This window comes from Marinobacter manganoxydans MnI7-9 (assembly GCF_000235625.1).
Classification (GTDB): domain Bacteria; phylum Pseudomonadota; class Gammaproteobacteria; order Pseudomonadales; family Oleiphilaceae; genus Marinobacter; species Marinobacter manganoxydans.
The window spans coordinates 24,682-49,666 of the sequence record NZ_AGTR01000060.1 but is presented as its reverse complement, the minus strand read 5'-3'; the positions used below and the strand labels follow the sequence as shown (position 1 = coordinate 49,666).

General features: G+C 55.6%; 19 protein-coding genes. 8 read left to right on the top strand and 11 right to left on the bottom strand.

Annotation, left to right across the window (positions count from 1 at the left end):
- The first annotated feature begins 147 nt into the window (after positions 1–147).
- Genes KYE_RS14300 through KYE_RS14290 form a run of 3 tightly spaced genes read left to right on the top strand, consistent with a single transcriptional unit; the run spans position 148 to position 5,452 of the window.
- Complete coding sequence (locus tag KYE_RS14300) at positions 148–1,383, top strand: hypothetical protein (RefSeq protein ID WP_039882063.1); 1,236 nt, start codon at positions 148–150, stop codon at positions 1,381–1,383.
- A gap of 7 nt (positions 1,384–1,390) precedes the next feature.
- On the top strand, positions 1,391–3,880 hold the full coding sequence (locus KYE_RS14295) for a LamG domain-containing protein (RefSeq protein WP_008174654.1): 2,490 nt from the start codon (positions 1,391–1,393) through the stop codon (positions 3,878–3,880).
- Positions 3,881–3,892: 12 nt separating this feature from the next.
- Entirely contained in the window at positions 3,893–5,452 is a 1,560-nt protein-coding gene (locus KYE_RS14290) for a hypothetical protein (RefSeq protein ID WP_008174652.1), read from the top strand.
- A 21-nt stretch (positions 5,453–5,473) separates the two neighbouring features.
- Here the strand turns inward: KYE_RS14290 and KYE_RS14285 are convergent, their stop codons facing one another.
- On the bottom strand, positions 5,474–6,367 hold the full coding sequence (locus tag KYE_RS14285) for an FAD:protein FMN transferase (RefSeq protein ID WP_008174651.1): 894 nt from the start codon (positions 6,365–6,367) through the stop codon (positions 5,474–5,476).
- A 401-nt stretch (positions 6,368–6,768) separates the two neighbouring features.
- Between KYE_RS14285 and KYE_RS14280 the strand changes: the two genes are divergently transcribed.
- Entirely contained in the window at positions 6,769–8,019 is a 1,251-nt protein-coding gene (locus KYE_RS14280; RefSeq protein ID WP_008174649.1) for a substrate-binding protein, read from the top strand.
- Between the two features lie 109 nt (positions 8,020–8,128).
- On the opposite strand, the gene KYE_RS14275 is transcribed toward KYE_RS14280, so the two are convergent.
- The 6 genes from KYE_RS14275 to KYE_RS14250 form a co-directional block, all read right to left on the bottom strand.
- Positions 8,129–9,871, bottom strand: a complete 1,743-nt coding sequence (locus tag KYE_RS14275) for an extracellular solute-binding protein (protein WP_008174648.1) — start codon at positions 9,869–9,871, stop codon at positions 8,129–8,131.
- 227 nt (positions 9,872–10,098) lie between these two features.
- Positions 10,099–10,374, bottom strand: coding sequence for a DUF2160 domain-containing protein (locus KYE_RS14270; protein WP_008174646.1), 276 nt, complete (start codon positions 10,372–10,374; stop codon positions 10,099–10,101).
- A gap of 11 nt (positions 10,375–10,385) precedes the next feature.
- Positions 10,386–11,192: a carbohydrate ABC transporter permease gene (locus tag KYE_RS14265; protein WP_008174643.1), complete on the bottom strand. Its 807-nt coding sequence runs from the start codon at positions 11,190–11,192 to the stop codon at positions 10,386–10,388.
- A gap of 10 nt (positions 11,193–11,202) precedes the next feature.
- A complete protein-coding gene (locus KYE_RS14260; protein WP_008174642.1) occupies positions 11,203–12,069 on the bottom strand; it encodes a carbohydrate ABC transporter permease in 867 nt (288 codons plus the stop codon).
- The gene (locus KYE_RS14255; RefSeq protein ID WP_008174640.1) at positions 12,069–13,169 is read right to left on the bottom strand and encodes an ABC transporter ATP-binding protein; all 1,101 of its coding nucleotides are present in this window, start codon (positions 13,167–13,169) and stop codon (positions 12,069–12,071) included. The genes KYE_RS14260 and KYE_RS14255 overlap by 1 nt, the downstream gene beginning before the upstream one ends.
- Positions 13,169–14,263 (bottom strand): ABC transporter ATP-binding protein, encoded by a 1,095-nt coding sequence (locus KYE_RS14250; protein ID WP_008174637.1) that lies wholly within the window; start codon positions 14,261–14,263, stop codon positions 13,169–13,171. Before KYE_RS14250 ends, KYE_RS14255 begins: the two co-directional genes overlap by 1 nt.
- Before the next feature lie 332 nt (positions 14,264–14,595).
- Here KYE_RS14250 and KYE_RS14245 point away from each other — a divergent pair, with 332 nt between their 5' ends.
- On the top strand, positions 14,596–16,476 hold the full coding sequence (locus KYE_RS14245; RefSeq protein ID WP_008174635.1) for a sigma-54-dependent Fis family transcriptional regulator: 1,881 nt from the start codon (positions 14,596–14,598) through the stop codon (positions 16,474–16,476).
- Positions 16,477–16,501: 25 nt separating this feature from the next.
- Here the strand turns inward: KYE_RS14245 and glpK are convergent, their stop codons facing one another.
- The gene (glpK, locus tag KYE_RS14240) at positions 16,502–17,974 is read right to left on the bottom strand and encodes a glycerol kinase GlpK (protein ID WP_008174634.1); all 1,473 of its coding nucleotides are present in this window, start codon (positions 17,972–17,974) and stop codon (positions 16,502–16,504) included.
- A 204-nt stretch (positions 17,975–18,178) separates the two neighbouring features.
- On the opposite strand from glpK, the gene KYE_RS14235 reads away from it, so the two are divergent.
- On the top strand, positions 18,179–18,937 hold the full coding sequence (locus KYE_RS14235) for a DeoR/GlpR family transcriptional regulator (RefSeq protein ID WP_008174631.1): 759 nt from the start codon (positions 18,179–18,181) through the stop codon (positions 18,935–18,937).
- A 181-nt stretch (positions 18,938–19,118) separates the two neighbouring features.
- Complete coding sequence (gene glpD, locus KYE_RS14230; RefSeq protein ID WP_008174629.1) at positions 19,119–20,648, top strand: glycerol-3-phosphate dehydrogenase; 1,530 nt, start codon at positions 19,119–19,121, stop codon at positions 20,646–20,648.
- A gap of 10 nt (positions 20,649–20,658) precedes the next feature.
- On the opposite strand, the gene KYE_RS14225 is transcribed toward glpD, so the two are convergent.
- The gene (locus KYE_RS14225) at positions 20,659–21,267 is read right to left on the bottom strand and encodes a uracil-DNA glycosylase family protein (protein ID WP_008174627.1); all 609 of its coding nucleotides are present in this window, start codon (positions 21,265–21,267) and stop codon (positions 20,659–20,661) included.
- A 92-nt stretch (positions 21,268–21,359) separates the two neighbouring features.
- Between KYE_RS14225 and KYE_RS14220 the strand changes: the two genes are divergently transcribed.
- Complete coding sequence (locus tag KYE_RS14220) at positions 21,360–22,100, top strand: nitroreductase family protein (protein ID WP_008174625.1); 741 nt, start codon at positions 21,360–21,362, stop codon at positions 22,098–22,100.
- 21 nt (positions 22,101–22,121) lie between these two features.
- On the opposite strand, the gene glk is transcribed toward KYE_RS14220, so the two are convergent.
- Together glk and edd are read right to left on the bottom strand one after the other, a co-directional pair.
- The gene (gene glk / locus KYE_RS14215) at positions 22,122–23,087 is read right to left on the bottom strand and encodes a glucokinase (protein WP_008174623.1); all 966 of its coding nucleotides are present in this window, start codon (positions 23,085–23,087) and stop codon (positions 22,122–22,124) included.
- Entirely contained in the window at positions 23,084–24,904 is a 1,821-nt protein-coding gene (gene edd, locus KYE_RS14210; protein ID WP_008174620.1) for a phosphogluconate dehydratase, read from the bottom strand. Before edd ends, glk begins: the two co-directional genes overlap by 4 nt.
- Positions 24,905–24,985: the final 81 nt, after the last annotated feature.

The window sequence follows — 24,985 nt, the reverse complement described above, 5'->3', positions numbered from 1 at the left end:
TCCGCTGGCAGGCTCCAAGGGTTTTACGTAACGCAATGTAATAACGTGGCCTACGGCTCAAAACGAAGGATATAGCAAGCCGTAAACTTTTAACAATTGTCAAAAAGCATTAATGTGCACATGCTATCGATCACCGAGGGAAAGGACATGACCGCCCGGAACAGGATCAGAAGCCTGCTTTGCAAGGCTTGCAGTACCGCAGTTCTCGTCGCATTGGTGTCTGGACAGGCCAGCCTTGTTCAGGCTGGACCCAGAGAGCAGGCCAAAAGAATCCACGATCGGGTCGCCGGCGTGCCACCCTCTGAAGTCGTCCTTGACGATATGGCGAGCGACATAGAGTCCGGCAGAGCGATTGATGCCGCCTTCACGGCCATGCAAGACAGCGCTTTCTACGACGTCACCCTGAAGAATTTTGCAGCCCCCTGGACCAACGAGGCGATGTCAAAGTTCGTGCCCCTCAATGATTACATTGCCACGGTGATTGGCCTGGTGCGGGACGGGGAAGACTTCCGAAAAGTTCTGTATGACGATGTTCTTTACATCGGGAATGCATCCCTGAACCTGCCAAACTACTCCACCAGCAACAACAACCACTACGAATCCCTCGAGAACAGTGGAGCCAGCCTTAAGGACAACCTGGAGCGGGTAAACCAGTCGACCTACACGGGCCTTCCTCCCTCGGCCACCGCCGGCGTCATTACATCAAGAGCTTCCGCCCGGGCTTTCTTCAGTGCCGGCACCAACCGGGCGATGTTCCGCTTCACACTGATCAATCACATGTGCAACGACCTGGAGCAGGTTGCGGACGTTACCTTGCCCACGGACCGCATTCGCCAGGATGTTTCCCGCAGCCCGGGTGGTGACAGCCGGGTATTCCTGAACAACTGCGTTGGCTGCCACACCGGCATGGACCCCATGACCCAGGCGTTTGCCTACTACGACTACGAGTATGACGCCAACACCGACCCCGATGGAGAACTGGGCAGGCTGGTCTACAACGCCATTGGCGAAACAGACCCAGAAACCGGCTCCAGGGTTCAGGCCAAGTACCACATCAACTCTGCAACCTTCGAGCAGGGCTATGTCACACCTGACGACAGCTGGGATAACTACTGGCGCCAGGGCGCCAATCGCCGACTGGGATGGGATCCCTCACTCCCGGGTTCCGGCAGCGGTGCCAAGAGCCTGGGTATGGAATTCGCGAATTCCGAGGCCTTCGCAGAGTGCCAGGTCAAGAAGGTGTTCGAGAATGTCTGCCTGCGACCTCCCTCCGACAGCGCAGACCGTTCGCAGGTAAGCAGTATGGTTGCCAGCTTCGCAAGTCAGGGTTACGACCTGAAGCAGGTATTTGCAGAATCCGCCGTGTACTGCATGGGGGAGTGAGGACGCTATGAAAACATTTAAAGGCATTTCCATGAGCTCCCTCAAATCGGTCCTTGCCATCACTGTCCTGGCCCTTCTGCTTTCTGCCTGCGGGGGCGAATCCACGGAACAACTGCCGAATACCTCCCAGAATTCCGGCACGGTTACCTACAACGGGCCTGCCCCCTCGACGGATGATGTGGCCAACTTCAAACGCACCGTGTGGGACAACCTCGTCACCCAGGATAAATGCGGCGCGTGTCACGGCTCCAATGGCCAGGCACCCACGTTCGTCAATGAGCAGGACGTTAACCTGGCTTACGCACAGGCGAATTCTATTGTTAACCTGTCTGATCCATCCCAGTCCACAATGGTGACAAAGGTGGCAGGTGGCCATAATTGCTGGCTCCAGAGCACGTCAGCCTGTGTGGACATTCTCACCACCTATATTTCCAACTGGGCAGGCGGGTCAGAAGGCTCTGCCAAAACCGTGGAACTTCGCGCTCCAGCGCTCAAAGAACCGGGCGCCACGGTTGCCCTGCCAAGCGACACTGGCCTGTTTTCCACCACGGTATACCCCGAACTCAGACAGTATTGCAGCGACTGCCATGCTGATGGTGGGCAAACCCCTTACATTGCCAGCGCCGATGTCACTACTGCCTACGATCAGGCGAAAAGCCGTATTGATCCCATGAATCCGGGCGCATCCCGACTGGTTGAACGTCTGCGCTACGACTTCCACAACTGCTGGGACGACGACTGCGAAGCCTCAGCCGATTTGATGGAACTGAAGATTCTTGAAATGGTCCAGGATCTGAGCGCCCAACCCGTGGACCCGGCAATCGTTGCCAGCAAGGCACTCAACCTGCAGGCAGACGGCCTGCTCGCAAACTCCGGCGGCCGGTTTGAAGACAACGTGATTGCCCTGTACGAATTCAAGTTTGGTGAAGGCCAGACTGCCTTTGATACCAGCGGCGTCTCGCCTGCACTGGATCTGACCCTGAGCGGAAACGTTGACTGGGTTGGCGGCTGGGGTATTGACCTTGGTCCGGCAGGCGAAAACGAGCAGGGTTTCATGATCCCGGCGGGCAAGGCCCAGGGCAGTACCACCGCAAGCCGGAAGCTGCACACCCTGCTGACCGCCTCCGGCGAGTACAGCATCGAGGCCTGGGTCGCCCCCGGCAACATCACCCAGGAAGATGCCCGCATCGTGACCTACTCGGGCTCATCCACCACTCGCAACGTTACGCTCAGCCAGTCGCTCCAGCGTTACGAAGTGCTGCATCGCAGCACCACCAGCGATGAGAATACGCCTTTCGCGACCCGGGACGCCGACATGCTCCTGCAGGCAACCCTGCAGCACGTGGTGGTGAACTACACCCCGGCAACCGGGCGCCAGATCTTTGTAAATGGTGTCCCAACCGGGGATGTCGACCCGGACGACGGCGGACTGCTGACTGAATGGGACGACAGCTTTGCCCTGGTGCTGGGCAACGAGACCGATGGTAACTCGCCCTGGCAGGGCGCGATCCGCATGGTAGCCATCCACAATCGTGCGCTGACACCGGAGCAGGTTCAGGCCAACTTCGAAGTGGGCGTTGGCCAGAAGTTCTATCTCCTGTTCGGTGTCTCTCACCTGATCGACCTGCCCGAGAGCTTCATCGTGTTCGAAGTCAGCCAGTTCGATAGCTATGCCTACCGATTCACCAGTCCCTTCTTCATCAGCCTTGATGACTCGGCCGAACCATCGAACATCCCGCTGCGCGGCATGCGACTGGGCATCAACGGCAAGGAGGCAACTGTTGGACAGGCCTGGGCCAACCTGGACGTTGTCCTGGACAGCGGCAGTTATGAGCCCGGCGCCGGGCAACCGCTCTCCTCTCTGGGCACCATCATTGCGCTGGAAAACGGGCCAGGGAACGACGAGTTTTTCCTGACCTTCGACCAGCTGGGCGGTAACAACTTTGCCCGCTCCGAGCCGTCGCTGCCGCCTCAACCGGCGCCATCAGACCAGGAGCCGTCATCGGAGATCGGCTTGAAAACTTTTGACGAGATCAACGAGTCCATGTCTCGGATGACCGGTGTACCGACCACGCATTCGAAGGTTTCCGAGAAATTCAACACTGTTCGGCAGCAACTCCCGACAGTGGAAACAATCGAGGGCTTCCTTTCGTCTCATCAGATGGCGATTACCCAGCTGGCAATTCAGTATTGCGACGCTCTGGTTTCCAGCGACAACCTTCGGCAGGAGATTTTCGGCAATTTCAATTTTGCGGCACCGGCAAACACCGCATTTGAAGGTGGCGGAGAGGATCTCATAGTGGGAGCGCTCCTCAGTAGGTTTGTCGGAAACGATCTGGCATCTCAGCCTACAAATGAGACAGTCGCTAATGAGCTCAGCAATCTAATCAATGGCTTGACCAGCTGTGGTGCAAGCTGCGGCCCTGACCGAACCGAAACGGTCGTCAAGGCAAGCTGCGCAGCTGTGCTTGGCAGTGCCACCACCTTGGTTCAGTAAAGGAAGTCGATCATGTTTATACGCAAATCACGAAAGAAGCCTCTGGCCAATGGCAGTCCACTACTCCATGACGACCACGGCAAGCCCAGGACACGTCGCGAGTTTATCGCGCAGGGTCTTATGGCAGGCTCGGCTACTGTTTTCGGTGCATCTCTTTTCAGCCTGTTCGGTAACCCGCGGATGGCGTCCGCCGCGCTTTCTCCAGACCTACAAACCTTGAAAGAAAGCTGTGGTATAGCGCTGCAGGGCGCAGGCAAGATTCCATTTATCTGCTTTGATCTAGCGGGCGGAGCCAATATTGCCGGCTCCAATGTACTGATGGGTAAATCCGGTGGGCAAATGGACTTCCTGAGCACCGCAGGCTACAACAAACTTGGTCTTCCCGGTGACATGTTGCCCAACGATCCGGAGTTCGTGAACACGGAGCTGGGCCTCGCATTCCATTCAGACAGCGGCTTCCTACGCGGGATTCTTCAAAGTACTAGTCCCGGCACCCGGGCGGCAACAGACGGAGCCATTATTGCAGCTCGCTCGGAAAACGACACCGGCAATAACCCACACAACCCGATGTACGGCATCCATCACGCGGGTGCCGACGGCTCCCTGCTCTCTCTCATAGGGTCCCAGAGTTCGGAATCCGGCGGTAACTCGCTGGCACCGATGAACCTGATCAATCCGGAGGTTCGCCCCACCAAGATTGACCGGCCCTCAGACGTTACCGGCCTGGTAGATGTGGGCGACCTGATCGGCATTCTGGATCAATCAGACGCGGTCGCCGTGATGGAATCCATTCAGCGCATCAGCGACGCCAAGATGAACCAGGTCAACACCGGCATCTCTACAGACGACGTCGTCAAAGATCTGGTTCGCTGCGGCTACATCAAGAGTGCAGACCTGGCAGACCGCTTCGGCGATCCGGCAGAACTGGATCCAGAGCTGGACCTCGAAATCGTGGGCCCTACCGGCATCTTCACCCGCGATGAGTTCAATAATAACCGTGAGTTCCGCAAAACTGCGTCTGTCATGAAGCTGGTGCTGAACGGCTACGCTGGCGCCGGCACGATCACCATGGGCGGCTACGACTACCATACGGGTGAGCGCGGAACCGGCGAACGTCGTGATGAACAGGCCGGTCGGTGTATGGGCGCCTGCCTGGAATACGCAGCCCGGGTAGGAATGCCATTGATGCTCTATGTGTTCAGTGACGGCTCGGTGTCGAGCAACGGCCGAATCGACGATTCCATGGACGGTCGTGGCAAGGGCGAATGGACCGGCGACAACCAGCAGACGGCCGCCTCATTCTTCCTGGTTTACAACCCGGCGGGCCGCCCCACTCCGATTCGCAGGCAGATCGGCTTCATGCGCTCTGATGCGTCGGTGGAAACTGCCTCCAGTCCTGCGGCCAACAACGTCAACCAGTTGGTTCAGACCGTGCTGCTCAACTACATGGCATTGCACGGGGAGCAGGGTGACTTCGGCACCCGTTTCAACGGCCACGGGCTGGGCAATGGGACATCTCAGGACAGCCTGATTGCGTTCTCGAATGTCGTGAACGGCACTATCGGAAATTGACGGAAACTGCTCGTTCCGCCCCTAGTCTGATTGGGGCGGAACGAGGCCTTCTGAAACGTGCATCATGCGCTGATCATCGATAACCACAACATCGATACCTTTCAAACGCTCAATCATCTCCAGTCCCTTTTTGGGCCCGAGCACGAAAACCGCCGTGGAGAGGCCGTCGGTTGTCAACGCATCCTCGCCGATAATGGTCACGCTTTGGACACCCTGGACCGATTTGCCGGTCTCAGGCGACAGGATGTGATGAACCCTTTCTCCCGCCTCATCCACGAAGAACCGCTCGTAGTCGCCGGAGGTGGACACGGCCACATCCTCGAGCGGCAAAACCACCGCGTTGCGCCCTTCTGAACGGGGGTCCCGAATGCCCACGTACCAGGGCCGGCCCCGCTTGTCCCCTAACAGTCGCATGTCGCCGCCAGCACTCAGCCGGGCATGGCGAATGCCAAAACTGACCAGACGCTCGATTCCCAGATCCACTGCGTACCCTTTGGCGATGCCACCGAGGTCTACCAGAATCCCTGCCTGCCGGTATTCGACCGTCTGATCATCCTCATCAAGAATCACATCCCGAAAATTCACCCGCGGCAAGCCGGATCGAAGCTCCTCGTCCGTGGGCTTTTTGCCGGCCCTGAAGTCATACAGGTAACCCACTGAGCCAAAGGTGATGTCGAAGGCGCCCTGGCTGAGTAGAGAAACCTCCCGTGCTTTTTCAATCACCTCGAACAACCCGTCACTGACTTCTACTGGCCCGTCGGGTGCATTGAGGTTGAGCCTGGAGACCTCCGACTCTTCCCGATAGCGACTCATCTGTTCATCAACCTGATGAAAAACCGCCAGCACCTCTTTGCCAACCCGGTTCGCCAGCTCTTTATCCTCCGCCCAGAACTCCAGTTCGATAGGCGTGGTCATTGCAGTATCCGAAAACCGATACCACTCGGCGCTGGCCGACATCGGGACGATGACAAGCCCCATTGCCGCCAAAAGAAACGAGAGAGTCGATCCAAGTCCGAATTTCCTGCGCTTTATAGTTACCAAGACCCACAAAACTCCATTGGCTGCAGCGAAGCCCACACCGGGCAATTCCGGAAAGTATATCCATTTCTTCGGCTGCAGCCGAACCGATTCATGGGAACAACATAGGCCAGACAAGATGCAGATCACTAACCTACAATTTGTTACCCAAAATTCCACTTTTGTCCCATTGTTGGCCTCATAATCAGCAGAGACACTAGCGTTGCTTAACAAATAATCAAAACAATGATTGGCAGCCCTTTTCCCCATTGGCGCTGCAATTCCGGAGGCCAACCTGAATGAACGTCAGAAAAGTACTCTTTTCTGCTTGTCTGCTGTTGCTGGCGAGCACTACTGTGTATGCCGAAACCCTTAAAATCGGCCTGAACTACCCGCAGACCGGTCGTTACAAGGATCAGGGTCTGCAACAACGTCTGGGCGCCTTTCTGGCGCTTGATGAAATCAATAAAGCCGGTGGCGTGATGGGGCGTCAGCTGGAGCTGGTGATCAGAAATACCCGCGGTGACCCTGCCCAGGGCGCAAAGAACACCGCAGAACTCATCGACCGTGAAGGCGTCCAGATGGTGTTCGGCGGTGTGTCCAGCGCCGTTGCCATTGCCTCAGGCAAAGCTGCTCGCGATCGCAACCGGATCTACTTCGGCACGCTGACCTACTCGAACGCCACCACCGGCGCCGAAGGGCATTCATACATGTTCCGTGAGCCCTACAACGCCTGGATGACTGCAAAGGCGCTCAGTCAGTATCTGACCACCAATCATGCGGAAGACGATTACTTCTACATTACCGCCGACTACACCTGGGGCTGGTCTGTGGAGGAGTCTGTTCGCAAGTTCTCGGGAACCGAAGACACTGACCGCCATCAGGGCGTGAAAACCCCTTTCCCCCGGGCACTGATTACCGATTTCAGGGAGGCGCTGGAGCAGGCAGAGGCCAGTAACGCCAAGGTTCTGATGATGGTCCTGTTCGGCGACGACATGGTGAGAGCACTGAATGTTGCCTACGAAATGGGCCTTACCAAGAAAATGCAGATTGTTGTGCCCAACCTGACCCTGGGCATGGCTCGGCAGGTAGGTCCCACCATTATGGAGGGCGTTATCGGCGGCTCGCCCTGGGTATGGAACGTACCCTACGAGCTGAACTATCCGAGAGGAAAGGAGTTTGTAGAAGCCTTCTCAAACCGATATGAAATGCGACCATCCACCGCTGCGGCCTCGGCCTACAGCATTATTTATCAATACAAGGATGCGGTGGAACGTGCCGGTACCACCAATACCGCCAGCCTGATCCGGGCCCTGGAGGGACACAGGTACACTTTCCTAAAAGACGAACAGTACTGGCGCGAATTCGATCACCAGAATGTCCAGACGGTGTATGTGGTTAAGGTAAAACCGCGCAACACAATCATTGCTGACGAATACAGTTCCGATTATTTCAGCATCATCGATTCAATGCCGGGTGACCAGGCGGCGCAGACCCGGGAAGAATGGGAAGAGCGGCGCCGGGAGGCTGGAAAACCGCTCAGGCTCTAAACAGTCCCTTAGGGAACTGGAGAAAAATGTCTGGAAAAACATGACTCCGCCTGCCGCAACTTGAGGATCGCGTTGCGGCAGGCATTGTGATTCCGAAAAGCGACTTGCCTTAGCGCGCCTCTTCCCAGGTCTTCAACAGCTCGTCGTAGGCAACGGTTTTGCCCTGTGGCTTCTCGTTAGCCAGCTTCGGCTTGGGTGCGCCGGGCTGATCCAGCCAGTATTGCGGGTCGCGCGGTTCGTTCAGCTTCGGACCACAGGTCGGTTGAACATTGGCACGCTCAAGGCGCTCCATGACCCGATCCTGAGCCTGAGCGAGGCCGTCGAGGGCTTCCTGAGGAGTGGCTTCACCACTGGCCGCCTGGGCAATGTACTGCCACCAAAGCTGGGCGAGTTTCGGATAGTCTGGCACATTGGTACCGGTCGGTGACCACTGCACACGAGCCGGGCTCCTATAAAACTCCACCAAGCCGCCGAGCTTCGGCGCCATTTCAGTCATCGCCTCAGATTCAATGTCGGACTCGCGAATCGGCGTCAGGCCGGCAATCGTTTTCTCCAGAGAGACGGTCTTGGATACGGTGAACTGGGCGTACAGCCAAGCTGCAAGGCGACGTTTCTCAGGCGTGGAGTCCAGGAAAGTCCAGGAACCTACGTCCTGATAGCCCAGCTTCATACCTTCTTCCCAGTAGGGCCCACGGGGAGACGGTGCCATCCGCCATTTGGGGGTGCCATCCTCATTTACAACGGGCAGGCCGTCCTTGATCATGCTCGCGGTAAAGGCGGTATACCAGAAGATCTGCTGGGCAACGTTGCCCTGTGCGGGAACGGGACCGGCCTCTGAAAAGGTCATGCCCTGAGCTTCGGGGGGCGCGTACTCACGCAGCCAATCCACGTATTTCGTAGTGGCATAGACAGCCGCAGGCCCGTTCGTTGCACCACCACGGCTAACGCTGGAGCCGACCGGGTGACACTCTTCAACCCGAATCCCCCATTCGTCCACCGGCAAGCCGTTGGGCAGGCCCTTGTCGCCAGCACCCGCCATGGAGAACCAGGCATCAGTGAAACGCCAGCCCAGAGACGGATCTTTCTTGCCGTAATCCATGTGGCCGTATACTCGCTCACCATCAATTTCCTTCACGTGAACCGAGAAGAACTCGGCAATATCCTCGTAGGCAGACCAGTTAACCGGCACACCCAGGTCGTAGCCGTAAATTTCCTTGAATTGCTCTTGCAGATCTTCACGTTCAAACCAGTCGGCACGAAACCAATAAAGGTTCGCAAACTGTTGCGAAGGCAACTGATAGAGTTTGCCATCCGGCCCAGTCGTAAAGTCGAGCCCAATGAAATCATCAAGATCCAGGGTAGGCAGGGTAAGATCTTTACCGGAACCGTTCATGATGTCCTCAACGGCCACCACCTTTCCATAGCGAAAATGGGTACCAATCAGATCTGAATCATTCACGTAGCCATCATAGATATTTCTTCCAGACTGCATCTGGGTCTGGAGCTTCTCGATGACATCCCCTTCCTGAATCAGCGTGTGAGTCAGGTTGATCCCGGTGATTTCGGAGAATGCCTTGGCAAGGACATTGGACTCATATTCGTGAGTCGCTATGGTTTCGGAAACCACGTTGATATCCATGCCACGGAACTGCTCAGCGGCTTTGATGAACCACTCCATTTCCTTGAGCTGCTCTTCCCTGCTCAAGGTAGAGTTTTTGAACGCTTCATTGACCCACTTCTCAGCCGCTTCACTGTACTGATCGGCGCTGGCATGCAGGCTCAAACCCATGCAGGCGACACCAACGGCGGCGCTGAGCAACAGGGTCCTCGGATATTTGTTGTTGTTGAACATATCCAACCTCGTTCGACATTTAATGAATGGAACGAAACAGCCGTGTTTCGTGTCCGCAGTTATAGCGCTCTTTCTGGTCGCTATTCTTTTTTGCCGGAATCTATCGTGATCGATTCCGATCATTCAAACAAAATTAGTTCGTTTTCGAAATCATTACAAGAAGTCCTGAATCTTTTTTAGGACCAGGATTTTCGAAAAAACACCATACGAACATCCCTTGTCGATACTCACCCCCAACGCAGCAAAACCAGGAGCCAAACCACAGAGACAGCGAGCGCCACCCAAAGGGTGATATCGCTGACCGCCAGGAAGCTCAGATGTATATATGCTGCCGAAAGCAATCCAATAAACAACCGATCCCCGCGGGTGGTGGCTATCGGCAGAAACCCCTTCCTCTCGGTGCACGGGGAGACAATTTCGTAAACCGTCATTACCGCCAGAATTCCCGCAATCACGGCAAAGAAGATGGCGACGGTCGGAGTCCAGTTCATCCAGGCAATCATAAAACGTCTCCTTACACGCGTCCGAGGGCGAAGCCTTTGGCAACATGGTTACGAACGAACCAGATCACCAGCAGGCCGGGAATGATGGTTAGCGAACCGGCGGCAGCCAGAACACCCCAGTCGATACCGCTCGCCCCTATCGTTCGGGTCATGATCGCCCCGATCGGCTGGGCATCCACGGACGTTAGCGTCCGGGCCAGCAGCAGCTCCACCCAGGAGAACATGAAGGCAAAGAAAGCCGTCACCCCGATCCCGGAACGAATCATCGGCAGGAACACCTTCACGAAAAATTTCGGAAAGCTGTAGCCATCAATATAGGCCATCTCGTCATACTCACGGGGGACACCGGACATGAACCCTTCCAGAATCCAGACAGCCAGGGGCACGTTGAACAGGCAGTGAGCAAGCGCCACCGCAATATGGGTGTCGAACAGGCCGATAGATGAATAAAGCTGGAAGAAAGGCAGCAGGAAGACCGCCGGCGGCGCCATCCGGTTGCTCAGCAGCCAGAAGAACAGGTGCTTGTCACCCAGGAACTTGTAACGGCTGAACGCATAGGCGGCAGGCAAGGCCACAAGCAACGTGATCACCACGTTGATGGACACGTAGATCATCGAATTGATGTAACCGTTGTACCAGCTGGGATCCGTAAAGATCACGGCATAGTTATCCAGGGTGAAATTCTGGGGCCAGAGGGTAAGCCCCCCGAGAATTTCCTGATTGGTCTTGAACGACATGTTCAACAACCAGTATATCGGAGTCAGGAGCAGCAGAATAAACAGCGTAATCCCGACGTTTTTTGAACGTGTCTGTCTCATCACACTCTCCTTATTTTTCTTTGTCGGCGTGCGTAATGGCGGTAAAGAAGAGCCATGAAATCAGCAATACAATGAGGAAGTAGATCAGCGAGAACGCAGCCGCGCGACCCAGATCAAACTGCCCGATTGCCATGGTTGTCAGTGTCTGGCTCAAGAAGGTTGTGGAGCTGCCCGGGCCGCCACCGGTAAGCACAAACGGCTCAATGTAGATCATGAAGCTGTCCATGAACCGCAACAGCACTGCGATGATCAGAACACTCTTGAGCCTGGGCAGCTGGATATACCGGAACACCGCCCATTTCGAGGCACGGTCAATTTCCGCCGCCTGATAGAAGGCCTCCGGAATCGCCCTCAGCCCGGAGTAGCAGAGCAAGGCGACCAGCGGAGTCCAGTGCCAGACATCCATCAACAGAACCGTCAACCACGCATCAAGGGTGTCTCCGGTATAGTTGTAGTCAAACCCCAGCTGATTGATCCCCCAGCCGAAAAGACCGATGTCGCCACGGGCAAAGATCTGCCAAATGGTGCCAACCACGTTCCAGGGAATCAGCAACGGAATCGCCAGCAGAATCAGGCAGAGCGACCCCTTTATGCCAGATTTTGGCATCATCAGTGCGACCCCGATTCCGAGCGGAATCTGGATTAGCAATACCGCGCCGGAAAAAATAAATTGCCGAATAAGGGAATCCTGAAGGCGCTCGTTGGTGAGCACTTCCTTGAACCATTCAGTACCCACGAAGAACGCCTGGCCCGGACCAAAAATATCCTGGACCGAATAATTCACGACCGTCATCAGTGGAATGAGAGCCGAGAAGGCAACGAGCAGAAATACAGGCAGCACCAGCCACCAGGCTTTATTGTTTTGTACCTTTTGCATCAGTCTTGCTCCTGTACCAGGAATTCATCCATATACAGCTTCAACCACTGCTTCGGGAACGAGAGATAAACTCGACTGCCAATTGATGCGGCGAAGTCCTCGCTCTCCCGAACCTTCATTTTTTCGTGGTCAAGCTGAACGGTAACGATCTTGTAGGTACCCAGATCCTCGACATCCATCACCTCAGCCTCAAAGGTGTCGTCTGAAGCGACGGAGGACACTTCCACAAACTCCGGACGAATTCCGATCTTGATGTTGGTAGACCTGGTCCGCTGCAGGACATCAACCTGCCAGGGCTCAAGCGACACATTCGTGTTCCCAAAGCACACGCCCCGGGCACAGCGCTGCACCTCGATAAGATTCATGCCGGGGCTTCCGATAAAAAAACCCACGAAGGTATGGTTGGGCTGTTCAAAGAGTTCGGTTGGGGTACCAAACTGGACGATCTGTCCGCCATACATCACGGCAATCTTGTCGGCAAAGGTGGAGGCTTCGAGCTGATCGTGGGTGACATACACCATGGTGATGTCGAACTGCTCGTGAATCTGCTTGAGCTTGCGGCGCAACTTCCACTTGAGCTGCGGGTCGATCACCGTCAGCGGCTCGTCGAACAGAATCGCCGACACGTCTTCCCGCACTAGGCCGCGGCCCATGGATACCTTCTGTTTTTCATCCGCGGTCAGGTTCTTTGCCTTTTTGTAGAGCTTGTCCTGGATCTCCAGGACTTCGGCAATCTCATGAACGCGGGCCTTGATCTTGGAGGCTGGAACCTTGTTGTTCTTCAGCGGAAACGCCAGGTTGTCGTAGACCGTCATTGAGTCGTAGATGACAGGAAACTGGAAGACCTGGGCGATATTCCTGTCCCTCGGAGACAACTCATTAACACGCTTTCCGTCGAAAAGTACCTCGCCCTCGGAAGGCTGAACCAGACCGGAAATAATGTTCAGCATGGTGCTTTTTCCGCAACCCGAAGGGCCCAACAGCGCGTAAGCCCCACCCTTGTGCCAGACATGGTCGAGCTGACGGATTGCGTAATCGTCTGGTCCCTCGGGCATGTCACTATAACTGTGGGCGAGTGATTTCAATTGAATTTCAGCCATCAGACAGACCCTCCTGAAACCTGAGACGGGGTGTGCACCAGTTGTTCGTTATTGTCGAAGACGAACAATTTATTGATCGGCAGATATACCTTGATCGGTGCGCCTGTGTGGTACTGATGCACTCCCATCAGTTGCATCACCATTTCAAAGTGACTGTTCTCCACATGCATGAAGGTTTCAGAACCACTGATTTCGCTGAGTTCTACCTCCATGGACATTTCCAGATCATCGTCGCTGGTGGGGACCAGACCAATATGGCTGGGACGAATTCCGAACCAGTAATCGCCAGGTTCCAGCTTCGACAGCTCCTGCGTAAGTGCATGGTGGGAGTACTCGTCGAACGTCACCTCGGTTTCAGACACCCGGCCTCGAATCATGTTCATCGGGGGTTCACTGAACAACTGTGCAGCAAGGGTGTTCACAGGTGCGCGATAGACATCCATCACTGGCCCGTTCTGAACCACCTGGCCCTGGTGTAACAGTGTGGTTGTGCCACCGAGTGCCAGGGCTTCATTGGCCTCCGTAGTGGCGTACACCGCAATGCACTGGCGCTCGCGGAACAGGTCTCGCAGTTCCGCCCGAAGCTCTTCCCGTAGCTTGTAATCGAGGTTTACCAGGGGCTCGTCGAATAGCACCAGGGTGGCATCCTTCACCAGGGCCCGGGCCATGGCGGTTCGCTGCTGCTGACCACCTGACAGTTCCAACGGGTAACGCTTCAGCAAAGGATCAATCCGAAGCATCGACGCCGTTTCTTTCACCCGGCGGTCAATTTCAGAATCAGTCATCCTCGCCAGCCGAAGTGGCGAGGCGATGTTTTCGTAGACGGTCAGATTGGGGTAATTGATGAACTGCTGATAGATCATCGATATGTTGCGGCTCTGCACGCTCTGCCCTGTAACGTCCTCACCGTTGTAGATCAGACGGCCGGTATCGGGCTTATCCAGCCCAGCCATCAATCGCATCAGCGAGGTTTTTCCGGCCAGTGTCCGGCCGAGCAGAACATTAAAAGAGCCTGCCTCGAAGGTGAGGTTGGCATCCCGTATGTAGTCGACGCCGTCGACCTCACGGGAGAGATTCTCCAGTGTTAAGGACATAGGCTTTCCTTTTTGTTCTTGTGGAAACGCGCTTCGAGACCGACGTAAATCAGCCGCGCAAATTCGATTTCGAACTCTATACGCAAAGGACATACCACATTGCGCAAGCAAAGAAATTGATTTTCTTATAACGTTGTTTTAAAGAGCTTTTTCTCTACATGCAAATTTCTCATTCGAAAACCAAAATGTTCGTTTAGCAATATTGTGTTCAAACTGAACATTGACCTGAACAGCATTTGCACAGATTATTGAGCATCAGCTTTGGCACAATTGCCCGCGTAAGCTGCTCGAATGTCGACCAAAACAACCAACGAATGCTTGAGTGACGACTGATGAGAAAAAACGAATATGCGGATTACCGGAGCGTTATTGCCGATTCTTGGAACCGTTGTATTGCCTGGGGCCTTGAACACGACCATGAGCCAACACCGCTTATGCCGGAATCTGCCCGACTGGAGGAAATAAACCGCCAGTACAGCGAATTGCTCTCGGTGACCGAGGCTGAGGTTCTCCCCTACTACCGGAACGTACTTTCCAGCAGCCGATGCCTCATTCTGCTTGCCGATCAGCATGCCACGGTACTGAACAGCTGGGGTGATGAACGTATCACCGAGACCCGCCTGAAACCCTGGTTCCAGGCGGGTGCGAACTGGCAAGAACAGAATTGCGGTACGAACGCCATTGGCACCTCTATTGCTGTTAGTGCGCCCGTCCAGATTCAGCGAAACGAACATTTTCTGAAAACGAACCGGAGCATCATTGGTTCTGCGGCACCCATTTTCGGTGCTCACAGGCAGATTGCAGGGGTTCTCAGCGTATTCAGCGACGCTTACCTGCCACAGGCCCACACCCTCGGCATGGTTCGGCTACTTTCACAATCTGTCGAAAATCGTCTCATCAAACGTCAGTTTGGCCCCGATCATTTTCAGATTACCCTGAACACCACGGCGGATAACTTTGACAGCCCCTGGTCGGGCATCCTGGTTTGCGATGATTTCGGAAAGATCATTGCAAGCAACCAGCGAGCGGACCAGTTACTGGGAATGAATACCGTCGAGGCCCGCCTGGATGAGTTATTTACGAGCCGCCGGCATCAAATTCTTGAGCATCCAGAAACTGAAACCTTGCAACTGACCACTCGCAGCAAGGTGCGACTGAGCGCCAGGATCAAACGCCCTACAAGGGTTAACGAAAACCCGAATCGGATCGATCGGTTATCTCAGTCGAACGAGGGCTGCTATTCAGATGAGCTGCTGGGTATCGACAACCTGGAGTTCGGTGATTCGGCAGTAAAGCGTTGCGCTACACAAAGTCTCAAAGTACTTCAGCGGGGTGTCCCGGTTCTTATCACCGGCGAGACAGGGGTCGGCAAGGAAGTGCTGGTCAAGGCCCTTCACCGGGCATCCCACCGAAAGGATCAACCACTGGTCGCGGTTAACTGCGCGGCCATTCCGTCGGAACTGGTTGAGTCGGAGCTGTTCGGTTACGAAGCCGGCGCCTTCACCGGCGCCCGGGCGCAGGGTTCGCTGGGCTTTATTCGAAAGGCCCACAAAGGCATCCTGTTTCTTGATGAGATTGGCGAAATGCCCCTGTCGGCCCAATCCAGGCTGCTACGGGTACTCCAGGAACGGCTGGTTACGCCAGTGGGTTCTACCGACAGCGTTCCCGTTGATATTCTGCTGGTTACCGCAACCAACCAACCACTGGGCACACGTATCGAAAGCGGCCATTTCCGGGCGGACCTTTACTACCGGATCAACGGGCTATGCGTGGAACTCCCTGCGCTCCGAAACCGATCCGACAGGTCGCTGCTGATACAGAACCTCTATTCCCGACACCGTGACCCTGGTCAATCGGAACAGCTGTCTCCTAAAGTGCTTTCGGCCTTTGAGAACCACCCTTGGCCGGGTAATATCCGCCAATTGGTGAACGTGTTGCGGGTGGCGATCGCCATTGCTGACGGGGAAGATGTGCAGGTATGGCATTTACCGGAAGACTTTCTTGCAGAATTCGAGACCGCCGCAGGCGAGGAATCCGATCCACGGATAGCGGAACCACGAGCCCCGGGCGTTGAGGTTGAACAGGAGGATCCACTCGCCACAACTCTCAAGGTGTACCGCAAGTGCACTGGCAACGTGTCACAGGCAGCGAGAGAGCTGGCCATCAGCCGAAACACACTATACAAGCGTCTTCGGGAATTAGGGGTTCGCTAAACCGCGTTTCCGCAACATCGTATCGTCAAAGCTTCTGAACTGCCTGGATCCAGCCATCGTAAAGCTTGTCCCGGTTCTGCTTCGTCATGACTGGTTCAAAATTCCGGTCACAGCACCACAGATCCGAGAGTTCCTCAAGAGAGCCATAGACTCCGGCTTTCAGGCCGGCTAGGTAGGCAGCGCCCAGCGCAGTAGTTTCAACCAACGACGGGCGATCCACCCTCGCACCGAGAATGTCAGCCAGAAACTGGAGCACCCAGTTGTTGGCCACCATGCCACCGTCAACTCTGAGGTTGACCGGGCGAATGCCGTCTTTTTCCATGGCTTTCTGCAGATCCTTGGTCTGATAGCAAACAGACTGCAGGCCCGCCGTGACAATCTCTTTTATACCGGTATCGCGGGTAAGACCGAAAATGGCGCCTCTTGCATTGGGATCCCAATAGGGCGCGCCGAGTCCGGTAAATGCTGGCACCAGATATACTCCGTGGTCCATGGGCGTACCCTCTGCGAGCGGCTCTGTTTCACAAGCATTCCGGATTAGCTGAAGTCCGTCTCGCAGCCATTGAATGGTTGCGCCCGCGATAAAAATACTGCCTTCCAGGGCGTAGGTAGGCTTACCGTTCAGCCGATAGGCCACCGTTGTGAGCAAGCGGTGTTTCGACTGCAAAGCTTTGTCCCCAGTGTTGAGCATCAGGAAACAACCGGTTCCGTAGGTGCTCTTCGCCATGCCAATGCCGAAGCAGGTCTGACCAAATAGAGCGGCCTGTTGATCTCCAGCAATACCGAGCACCGAGGTTCCGTTAAGGGCTCCACCCTCTGTGATCTCTCCGAACTGATCGGCAGAGTCCATCACCTCCGGCAACAGCGATTCGGGAATGCCGAAAAGCTCCAGGAGCTCCGGATCCCATTTCTGGTTGTGAATGTTGAACAGCATCGTACGGCTGGCATTGGTCGCATCAGTGCGATGCTCTCGGCCACCGGTTAGTCGCCACAACAAAAAGCTATCGACGGTACCGAATGCGAGCTCACCGCGCTCCGCTCGTTCCCGCACTCCGTCGACATTTTCCAGAATCCAACGGATCTTGGTGGCCGAGAAATAAGGATCAATCAGCAAACCGGTCTTGCTGTTGACCCAGGGTTCGAGCCCTTCACGTTTCAGGGACTCGCAGTAGGAGGCGGTTCGCCGGTCCTGCCAGACGATAGCGTTGTATACGGGCTCTCCGGTATTCCGATCCCAGACTACCGTGGTCTCGCGTTGGTTGGTGATGCCTACGGCAACCACTTTACCGCAATCACCACACTCTTCGGCCATTACCGCGTCACAGGTCTGCTGAACCGATGACCAGAGATCCTCCGGATTGTGCTCAACCCAGCCGCTTGCCGGGAAATGTTGGGGAAACTCTTGTTGGCGGATAGCGTGTATGTTGCCCAGTAGGTCAAAGAGTATGGCACGGGAACTGGTTGTACCTTGATCGATGGAAAGTATGTACTGACTCATGGTATTTCGACCTGGGTTTCTTATTTTTTCGCATTTTTGCTTTTTTGAACATAAATTCCAAGTAGTTTTCACTTAAAGCGCGCGTCCAACTCGCCGAACCTTTTAAAGAAGCTGCATAACCCGCTGAAAACTACTAAGCTTTAAAACTGTTTTCGGACGCACAGTATTTCGCATGAGAAAAATGATAAAGCGGAGGAGGCTTTCATGGCACAGCGTCGCCGACAGGATCTTATTATGGAGCTGATCCAGCAGAACGGTTTTGTCACGACCGAACAGCTGGTGGACCAATTCAAGGTAACGCCCCAGACGATCCGCCGGGACCTGAATGAACTCGCCAAGGAGAAAAAGCTCCGCAGACACCATGGCGGAGCAGGCATTGACTCCAGCACAGTCAACACCGCCTACCAGGCTCGAAAGATAATGGATCTGGAAGCCAAGGAACGAATTGCACAAGCGTTGGTGGAGCTCATCCCTGACAACTCCTCCATGTTCATCAATATCGGCACCACCACCGAGACCATCGCTAAGGCTCTGCTTGAGAAGAACAACCTACAGATAGTTACCAACAACCTGCACGTTGCGTCCATTCTTTCGGCCAAAGAAGATTTCCATGTAATCATCGCTGGCGGAGAGGTGCGCAACCGTGATGGCGGAATTGTCGGTGAAGCTACCATGGACTTCATCAATCAGTTCAAGATGGACTTCGGCATCATTGGAATCAGCGGTATTCACAATGATGGTTCCCTCCTCGACTTCGATTACCGCGAAGTCCGAGTCGCTCAGGCAATCATCGCCAACTCCAACCAGGTCCTTCTTGCTGCCGACCACTCCAAGTTCGGACGAAATGCCATGGTCCGTCTCGGTAACATTTCCCAGGCCGATCATGTGTTTACGGATCAGCAACCTCCCGTAGAAATCCGTCAGTTGCTGAACGAACACAACGCTCAGCTCCATATCGTTTAATAGTTTTTCGCTTGTTCCCCTCTGCGAAAAGGTGATCGCGCTACGTTTTTCGTTTTTTTTCTATTTTTTCCTTTACGAATATATATGCCTTTCGCATAATAGCGATATACCGCATATTGAACACTGAAAAGTGCGCATCGCAACAAAGCGCCTTTTCAGAGTCGTCAGGAGATGACCAACAATGGCTATGGAGCATGAGCAGTTTGACGTTATCGTCGTTGGTGGCGGAGTCAACGGCACGGGCATTGCCATGGATGCGGCGGGACGGGGACTGAAAGTTCTGCTTTGCGAAATGAATGACCTGGCCTCAGCCACCTCATCAAGCAGCAGCAAGCTGATACATGGTGGGCTGCGGTACCTGGAACATTATGAATTTCGCCTGGTCCGGGAAGCCCTAGCCGAGCGCGAGTCTCTGCTTCGCAACTCACCACACATCATGTGGCCCATGCGTTTCCGGCTGCCTCACCGCCCTCACCTGCGGCCAGCCTGGATGATTCGCACCGGCCTGTTTCTCTATGACCATCTGGCAAAACGGGAAATCCTTCCGGGCTCCCGCTCGATCAAATTTGATGAGAAGGACCCTCTGAAGCCCGATATCACCAAAGGCTTTGAATACTCGGACGGCTGGGTAGACGATGCCCGTCTCGTGGTGCTGACCGCAAAGAAAGCACAGCAGTTTGGCGCACAGATACTGACCCGCACCAAATGCGTCAAGGCAGAACAGGGCTCAAAGGAATGGGAGGTCACACTTCGTGATATGACCAACGAAACCGAAAAAACGGTATCGGCGAAGGCTATTGTGAATGCCTCTGGCCCCTGGGTAAGCAAACTGTTCGGTGAGACTCTTTCAATGCCGGCGCCCAAGATGATTCGCATGGTGAAAGGCAGTCATATTGTGGTACCGCGCATGAACAAGGGCACCGAGGCCTATATCCTTCAGAACGAGGACGAGCGGATCGTTTTCGTCATTCCCTACGAGGACGAATTCTCACTGGTGGGCACCACCGACGTCGATTATGAAGGCGACCCGAAAAAAGCAAAGATCTCACCTGAAGAAACCGACTATCTCCTGAACATCGTAAACTCCCATTTCAAGCGGCAACTGGAGCCTTCGGATGTGATTTGGTCCTACTCTGGCGTGCGGCCCCTGATGGACGATGAACAGGAGAATGCCCAGAAAGCGTCACGGGACTACTCCTTTGAGGTCAATAGTGAAAAAGGTAAGGCGCCGCTGATTTCGGTATTCGGAGGCAAGATCACCACCTATCGCAAACTGGCCGAAGCCGCCACGGACAAGCTGTGCCAGTTCTTCCCGGAAGCCGGCGGTCGCTGGACCAAGACTGGTGTTTTGCCGGGCGGAGACTTTGCCAATCATGAAGCACTGGAAGAAACCCTCAGACGTGATTTTCCCTGGCTCTCCGAGAAGGTGATCAGTCGCTATGTGCGTACCTACGGCACAACCAGTTACGACATTCTCCATAATTGCCACTCAATGGACGATCTGGGCGAACACTTCGCAGGAACCCTCTATCAACGGGAAGTCGAGCACCTGATAAAGAACGAATGGGCGATGACCTCGGAGGATATTCTCTGGCGTCGTACTAAACAGGGACTTTATTCGAGCGACGCGGATGTGGAAGCACTGGACCGCTACCTGATGAAAAGCGCTTGTGCCGACACTCGCAAGACTTCGCTCCATCACAGCGCCTGAACCCCTCCGGTCACTGTTGCTCCGGCCCAAGAAGCAGGGCAACTCTTTGTTGCAGCTGGGGCACAACCTCGTCTTCGAACCATGGATTCCGACGCAGCCAGAGGTTATTTCTTGGGCTGGGGTGAGGCATTGGGACTATCTCTGGCCAATACTTCTGCCAATGCTCAACATTGGCCGTTACGGACTGACGACAGTCCGGCAGATGCCAGGTGTGCGCATACTGCCCGATAACAAGAGTCAGACCTATGTCTGGCAGATGATCCAACAGTAAATTGCGCCAGGCTGGCGCGCACTCCGGCCGCGGCGGAAGATCCCCGGATTTTCCGGTACCCGGATAGCAAAACCCCATCGGCAGGATCGCGAGCTTCTGCTCGTCATAGAAGGTATCCCGGGTAACCCCCATCCATTGCCGAAGCCTATCGCCGCTGGGATCGTTGAAGGGCAGCCCGGTTTCATGCACGCGCCTGCCCGGAGCCTGCCCGACTACGAGAATTCTGGCGCTTTCAGATATCTGTATGACAGGCCTCGGCCCGCGTGGAAGAACGTCGGCGCAAAGCGTACACGCCCGCACGCGCCGAACCAGGTCATCGAAGGGAAGCCGGGAAAGGTCCTCTGTCATGAGCGTTCCGTTATCAGGGTGATTGCATATACCGTCATTTCCCGTAACGATAGAGGCACAATCACGACACAACAAGTCTCGAAGGACACATCATGAATGCGAAAGCAGGCTCTCTCCCGCTGCCGGAAATCGATATCGAAGAGTTCCGGAAAGTTGTTCGCACGCGCCGCTCCATCAGGCGCTTCACCGATGAGCCGATTCCTGAGGCCGTGCTTGAAGATTGCCTGGAACTGGCAACCCTGGCTCCGAATTCCAGTAACCTTCAGCCCTGGGAATTTTTCGTTGTCCGCACGCCGGAGCTCAAGGCAGAACTCGCCCACGCCTGTCTTGGCCAGAATGCAGCGAAAACCGCCGCTGCGCTGATCGTAGTGGTTGCCCGACCGGATAGCTGGCGGGCTCATGCACGGCAAGCTCTTGAGGATTGGCCAGAAGAAAAACTGCCGCCCATCGTCGAAAAATACTACCGCAAAGTTGCCCCGATTCATTACAACCAGGGGCCGCTTGGTATTCTGGGTTTAGCCAAAAAAGCGGCAGGCCTTGCGGTGGGAATTACCAGGCCGGTGCCCCGGGGGCCCTACTCCAATTGCGAGATGAAAATCTGGGCTACCAAATCCACAGCCCTGGCTGCCCAGAACCTCATGCTTGCGCTCCGCGCTCACGGGTATGATTCCTGCCCCATGGAGGGTTTTGACGAGCATCGAGTGAAGAAGCTTATTAATCTGTCCGGAAAAGGACTGGTAACCATGGTACTGGCAGCCGGCAGACGGGCTGAAAACGGCGTCTATAACCGCCAGTACCGTTTTGATCAGCGCCAGATGGTGCACTACCTCTGATCCGGCAACGGCAATCCGGCCTCAGACCTCAGGATTGCCCAGTGCCTCGGCAGCCCCCAGCAGGCCGGTGTAGGGCTCGGTGACCACATAAACAGGTGTGAACTCCAGCAGCGGGCGCATTCTTCCCTTATCCTCAAAGCCATTTCGGAACGGGCTTTCGAGAAAGAACTCGAGGAAACGGGGCAGGATTCCGCCACACAGGAAGACACCGCCTGTGCCACCCAGGGTCAGAACGCCATTGCCGGCTACCCGACCGAGAATTTCACAGAAATGGCTTAGCGTGTGGCGGGCCAGCCTGTCGGTGTTTTCTAGCGCAGCCGCGGTGATTTTCTCCGGCGCATCCAGTGGCGCCGCAACGCCCTGAATCTCCGCATGGGCCTGATACAGGTTCAACAAGCCCTGACCGCACAGGATCCGTTCCACGGAAACCCGGCCAAACCAGGCCTTGAGAATCCGCAGCACAGCCATTTCGGTATCGTCCGTGGGCGCGAAATCCACGTGGCCACCCTCGGTCATCAACGGCACCCAGCCATGCTCGATGGGCACCAGCCCTGAAACACCGAGCCCGGTTCCCGGACCCATCACCAGCCGGGGGCGCCGGATGTCACCGGGGCCGCCGCAAACATGCACCAGATGGTCGTTCGCAACGTGAGGAACGCCGAGGGCCATGGCGGTAAAATCGTTGATCACCTTGAACCTGGACCAGCCAAACTGTGCCCGAACTTCTTCGGTATCGAAAAGCCAGTGGTTGTTGGTCATCCGAACCTGGGTCCCGCGAACCGGTGAGGCAACAGCCAGACAGGCCCCATCGACCTCCGAAACCCCAACCCGAGCCAGGTAATCCCGCACTGCGTCATCGAGGTTCGCGTATTCCCCGCAGGGCAAAATCTTGATGGCACGAGGCTGCACGGTTCCCTGCTCTACTAGGGCAAAACGCGCATTGGTGCCACCAATATCACCGACCAGTGAATAGTGTGTTGCTGTCATGCCTCGTGATTCCAGAAAAAGCTGGCCCCTTCCTCGGGATTGCTGGCAGCACGTCGCATCCAGCCGAACAACTCCCGACCGTAGCCGTGATGATACCCGGTCAGGTCCGCTTTTTCAGATTCCCGGCCGGCGAACTCCTGATCATCCACGCGGATGACAAGAACACCACTCTCGGCATCCAGACAAACCATGTCGCCATTCTTGACTTTGGCCAGCGGGCCACCGTCCAGCGCCTCCGGGTAGACATGGATCGCCGCAGGCACCTTGCCCGACGCACCGGACATACGGCCATCCGTCACCAGACCCACCTTGAATCCGCGATCCTGCAACACGCCAAGGTAGGGGGTAAGCTTGTGCAGCTCTGGCATGCCATTGCTCTTGGGACCCTGGAAACGCACGATCACAATACAATCCCTGTCCAGATCTCCTGCCTCAAAGGCTGCCTTGAGTTCGTTCTGGTCGTTGAACACAACGGCCGGTGCTTCAACTTTACGGTGCTCCGGGGCAACGGCAGAGACCTTGATAACGCCCCGACCAAGGTTGCCATCAAGCACCCTCAGCCCACCATCGGGTGCAAACGGCTCGGCAACCGGGCTGAGCACATCCGGGCGAAGGCTTTTTTCCGGCGCGGGCTTCCACACCAGTTGCTCATCCGACAACTCCGGCATCTCGGTATAGCGCTCAAGGCCATAGCCAACCACTGTGTTCACATCGTTATGAAGGTATCCGCCGCTCAGCAGCTCCCTGATCAGGAACGGCGTTCCGCCAGCCTCGTGGAAAGCATTCACGTCTTCCTGCCCGTTAGGGTAGATCCGGGTCATGGACGGAACCACGGAGGAAAGCTCGGCGTAGTCGTTCCAGTCGATGATGATCCCCGCCGCCCGGGCAATCGCTATCCAGTGAATGGTGTGATTGGTGGAACCGCCAGTAACCAGCAGCGCCACCAGAGCATTGACGATGCTCTTTTCATCCACCATATCGCCCAGACCCAGCTCGCCACCGTGAGGCTTGGACAGCCTGATCACCTGCTCGGTCGCCGCCCGGGTAAGCTCATCACGGAGCGGCGTATTGGGGTTCACAAACGCAGACCCCGGCATATGCAGGCCCATGACTTCCACCAACAGCTGGTTGCTGTTGGCGGTGCCGTAAAACGTACAGGTGCCGGGGCTGTGATAGGACTTGCTCTCGGCCTCCAGCAATTCTTCCTTGCCAACCTTGCCCTCGGCGTAAAGCTGGCGAATCCGCTGCTTTTCCTTGTTCGGGAGCCCTGAAGGCATCGGCCCTGCGGGGACCAGAATGGTAGGGAGATAGCCGAAGCTCAGCGAGCCGATCAGAAGGCCAGGCACAATCTTGTCGCAGATCCCCAGAAGCAGCGTGGCATCGAACATGTTGTGACTGAGGGCCACGGCCGTACTCATGGCAATGGTGTCCCGGGAGAACAGACTCAGCTCCATACCCGGCTGGCCCTGGGTTACGCCGTCACACATGGCCGGCGTACCCCCGGCCACCTGAGCCACCGACCCCATTCCACGGGCCGCCTCCCGAATAATATCCGGGAACTTTTCGTAGGGTTGGTGGGCCGAAAGCATATCGTTATAGGCCGTTACCATGGCCACGTTGGCCTTGTTCATGAATTTCAGGGTGTCTTTGTCGCCCTGATTACAGGCCGCGAAACCGTGGGCCAGATTGCCGCAGGACAGAGAGCTCCGGTGTGGAGACTGGGCTTTGAGGGCATTCATGCGGTTCAGGTAATCCTGCCGCGTTGGGCGACTGCGCTCGATGATTCTCTGGGTAACCTTATCTACGGTCGGGTGCATGGTGGGCTCCATTGCGTAATTTATTAGAGTGGTCGTTTTTAGACGTAATTTTACTTCCTTTTTTTGGCATTTCCACCGGTT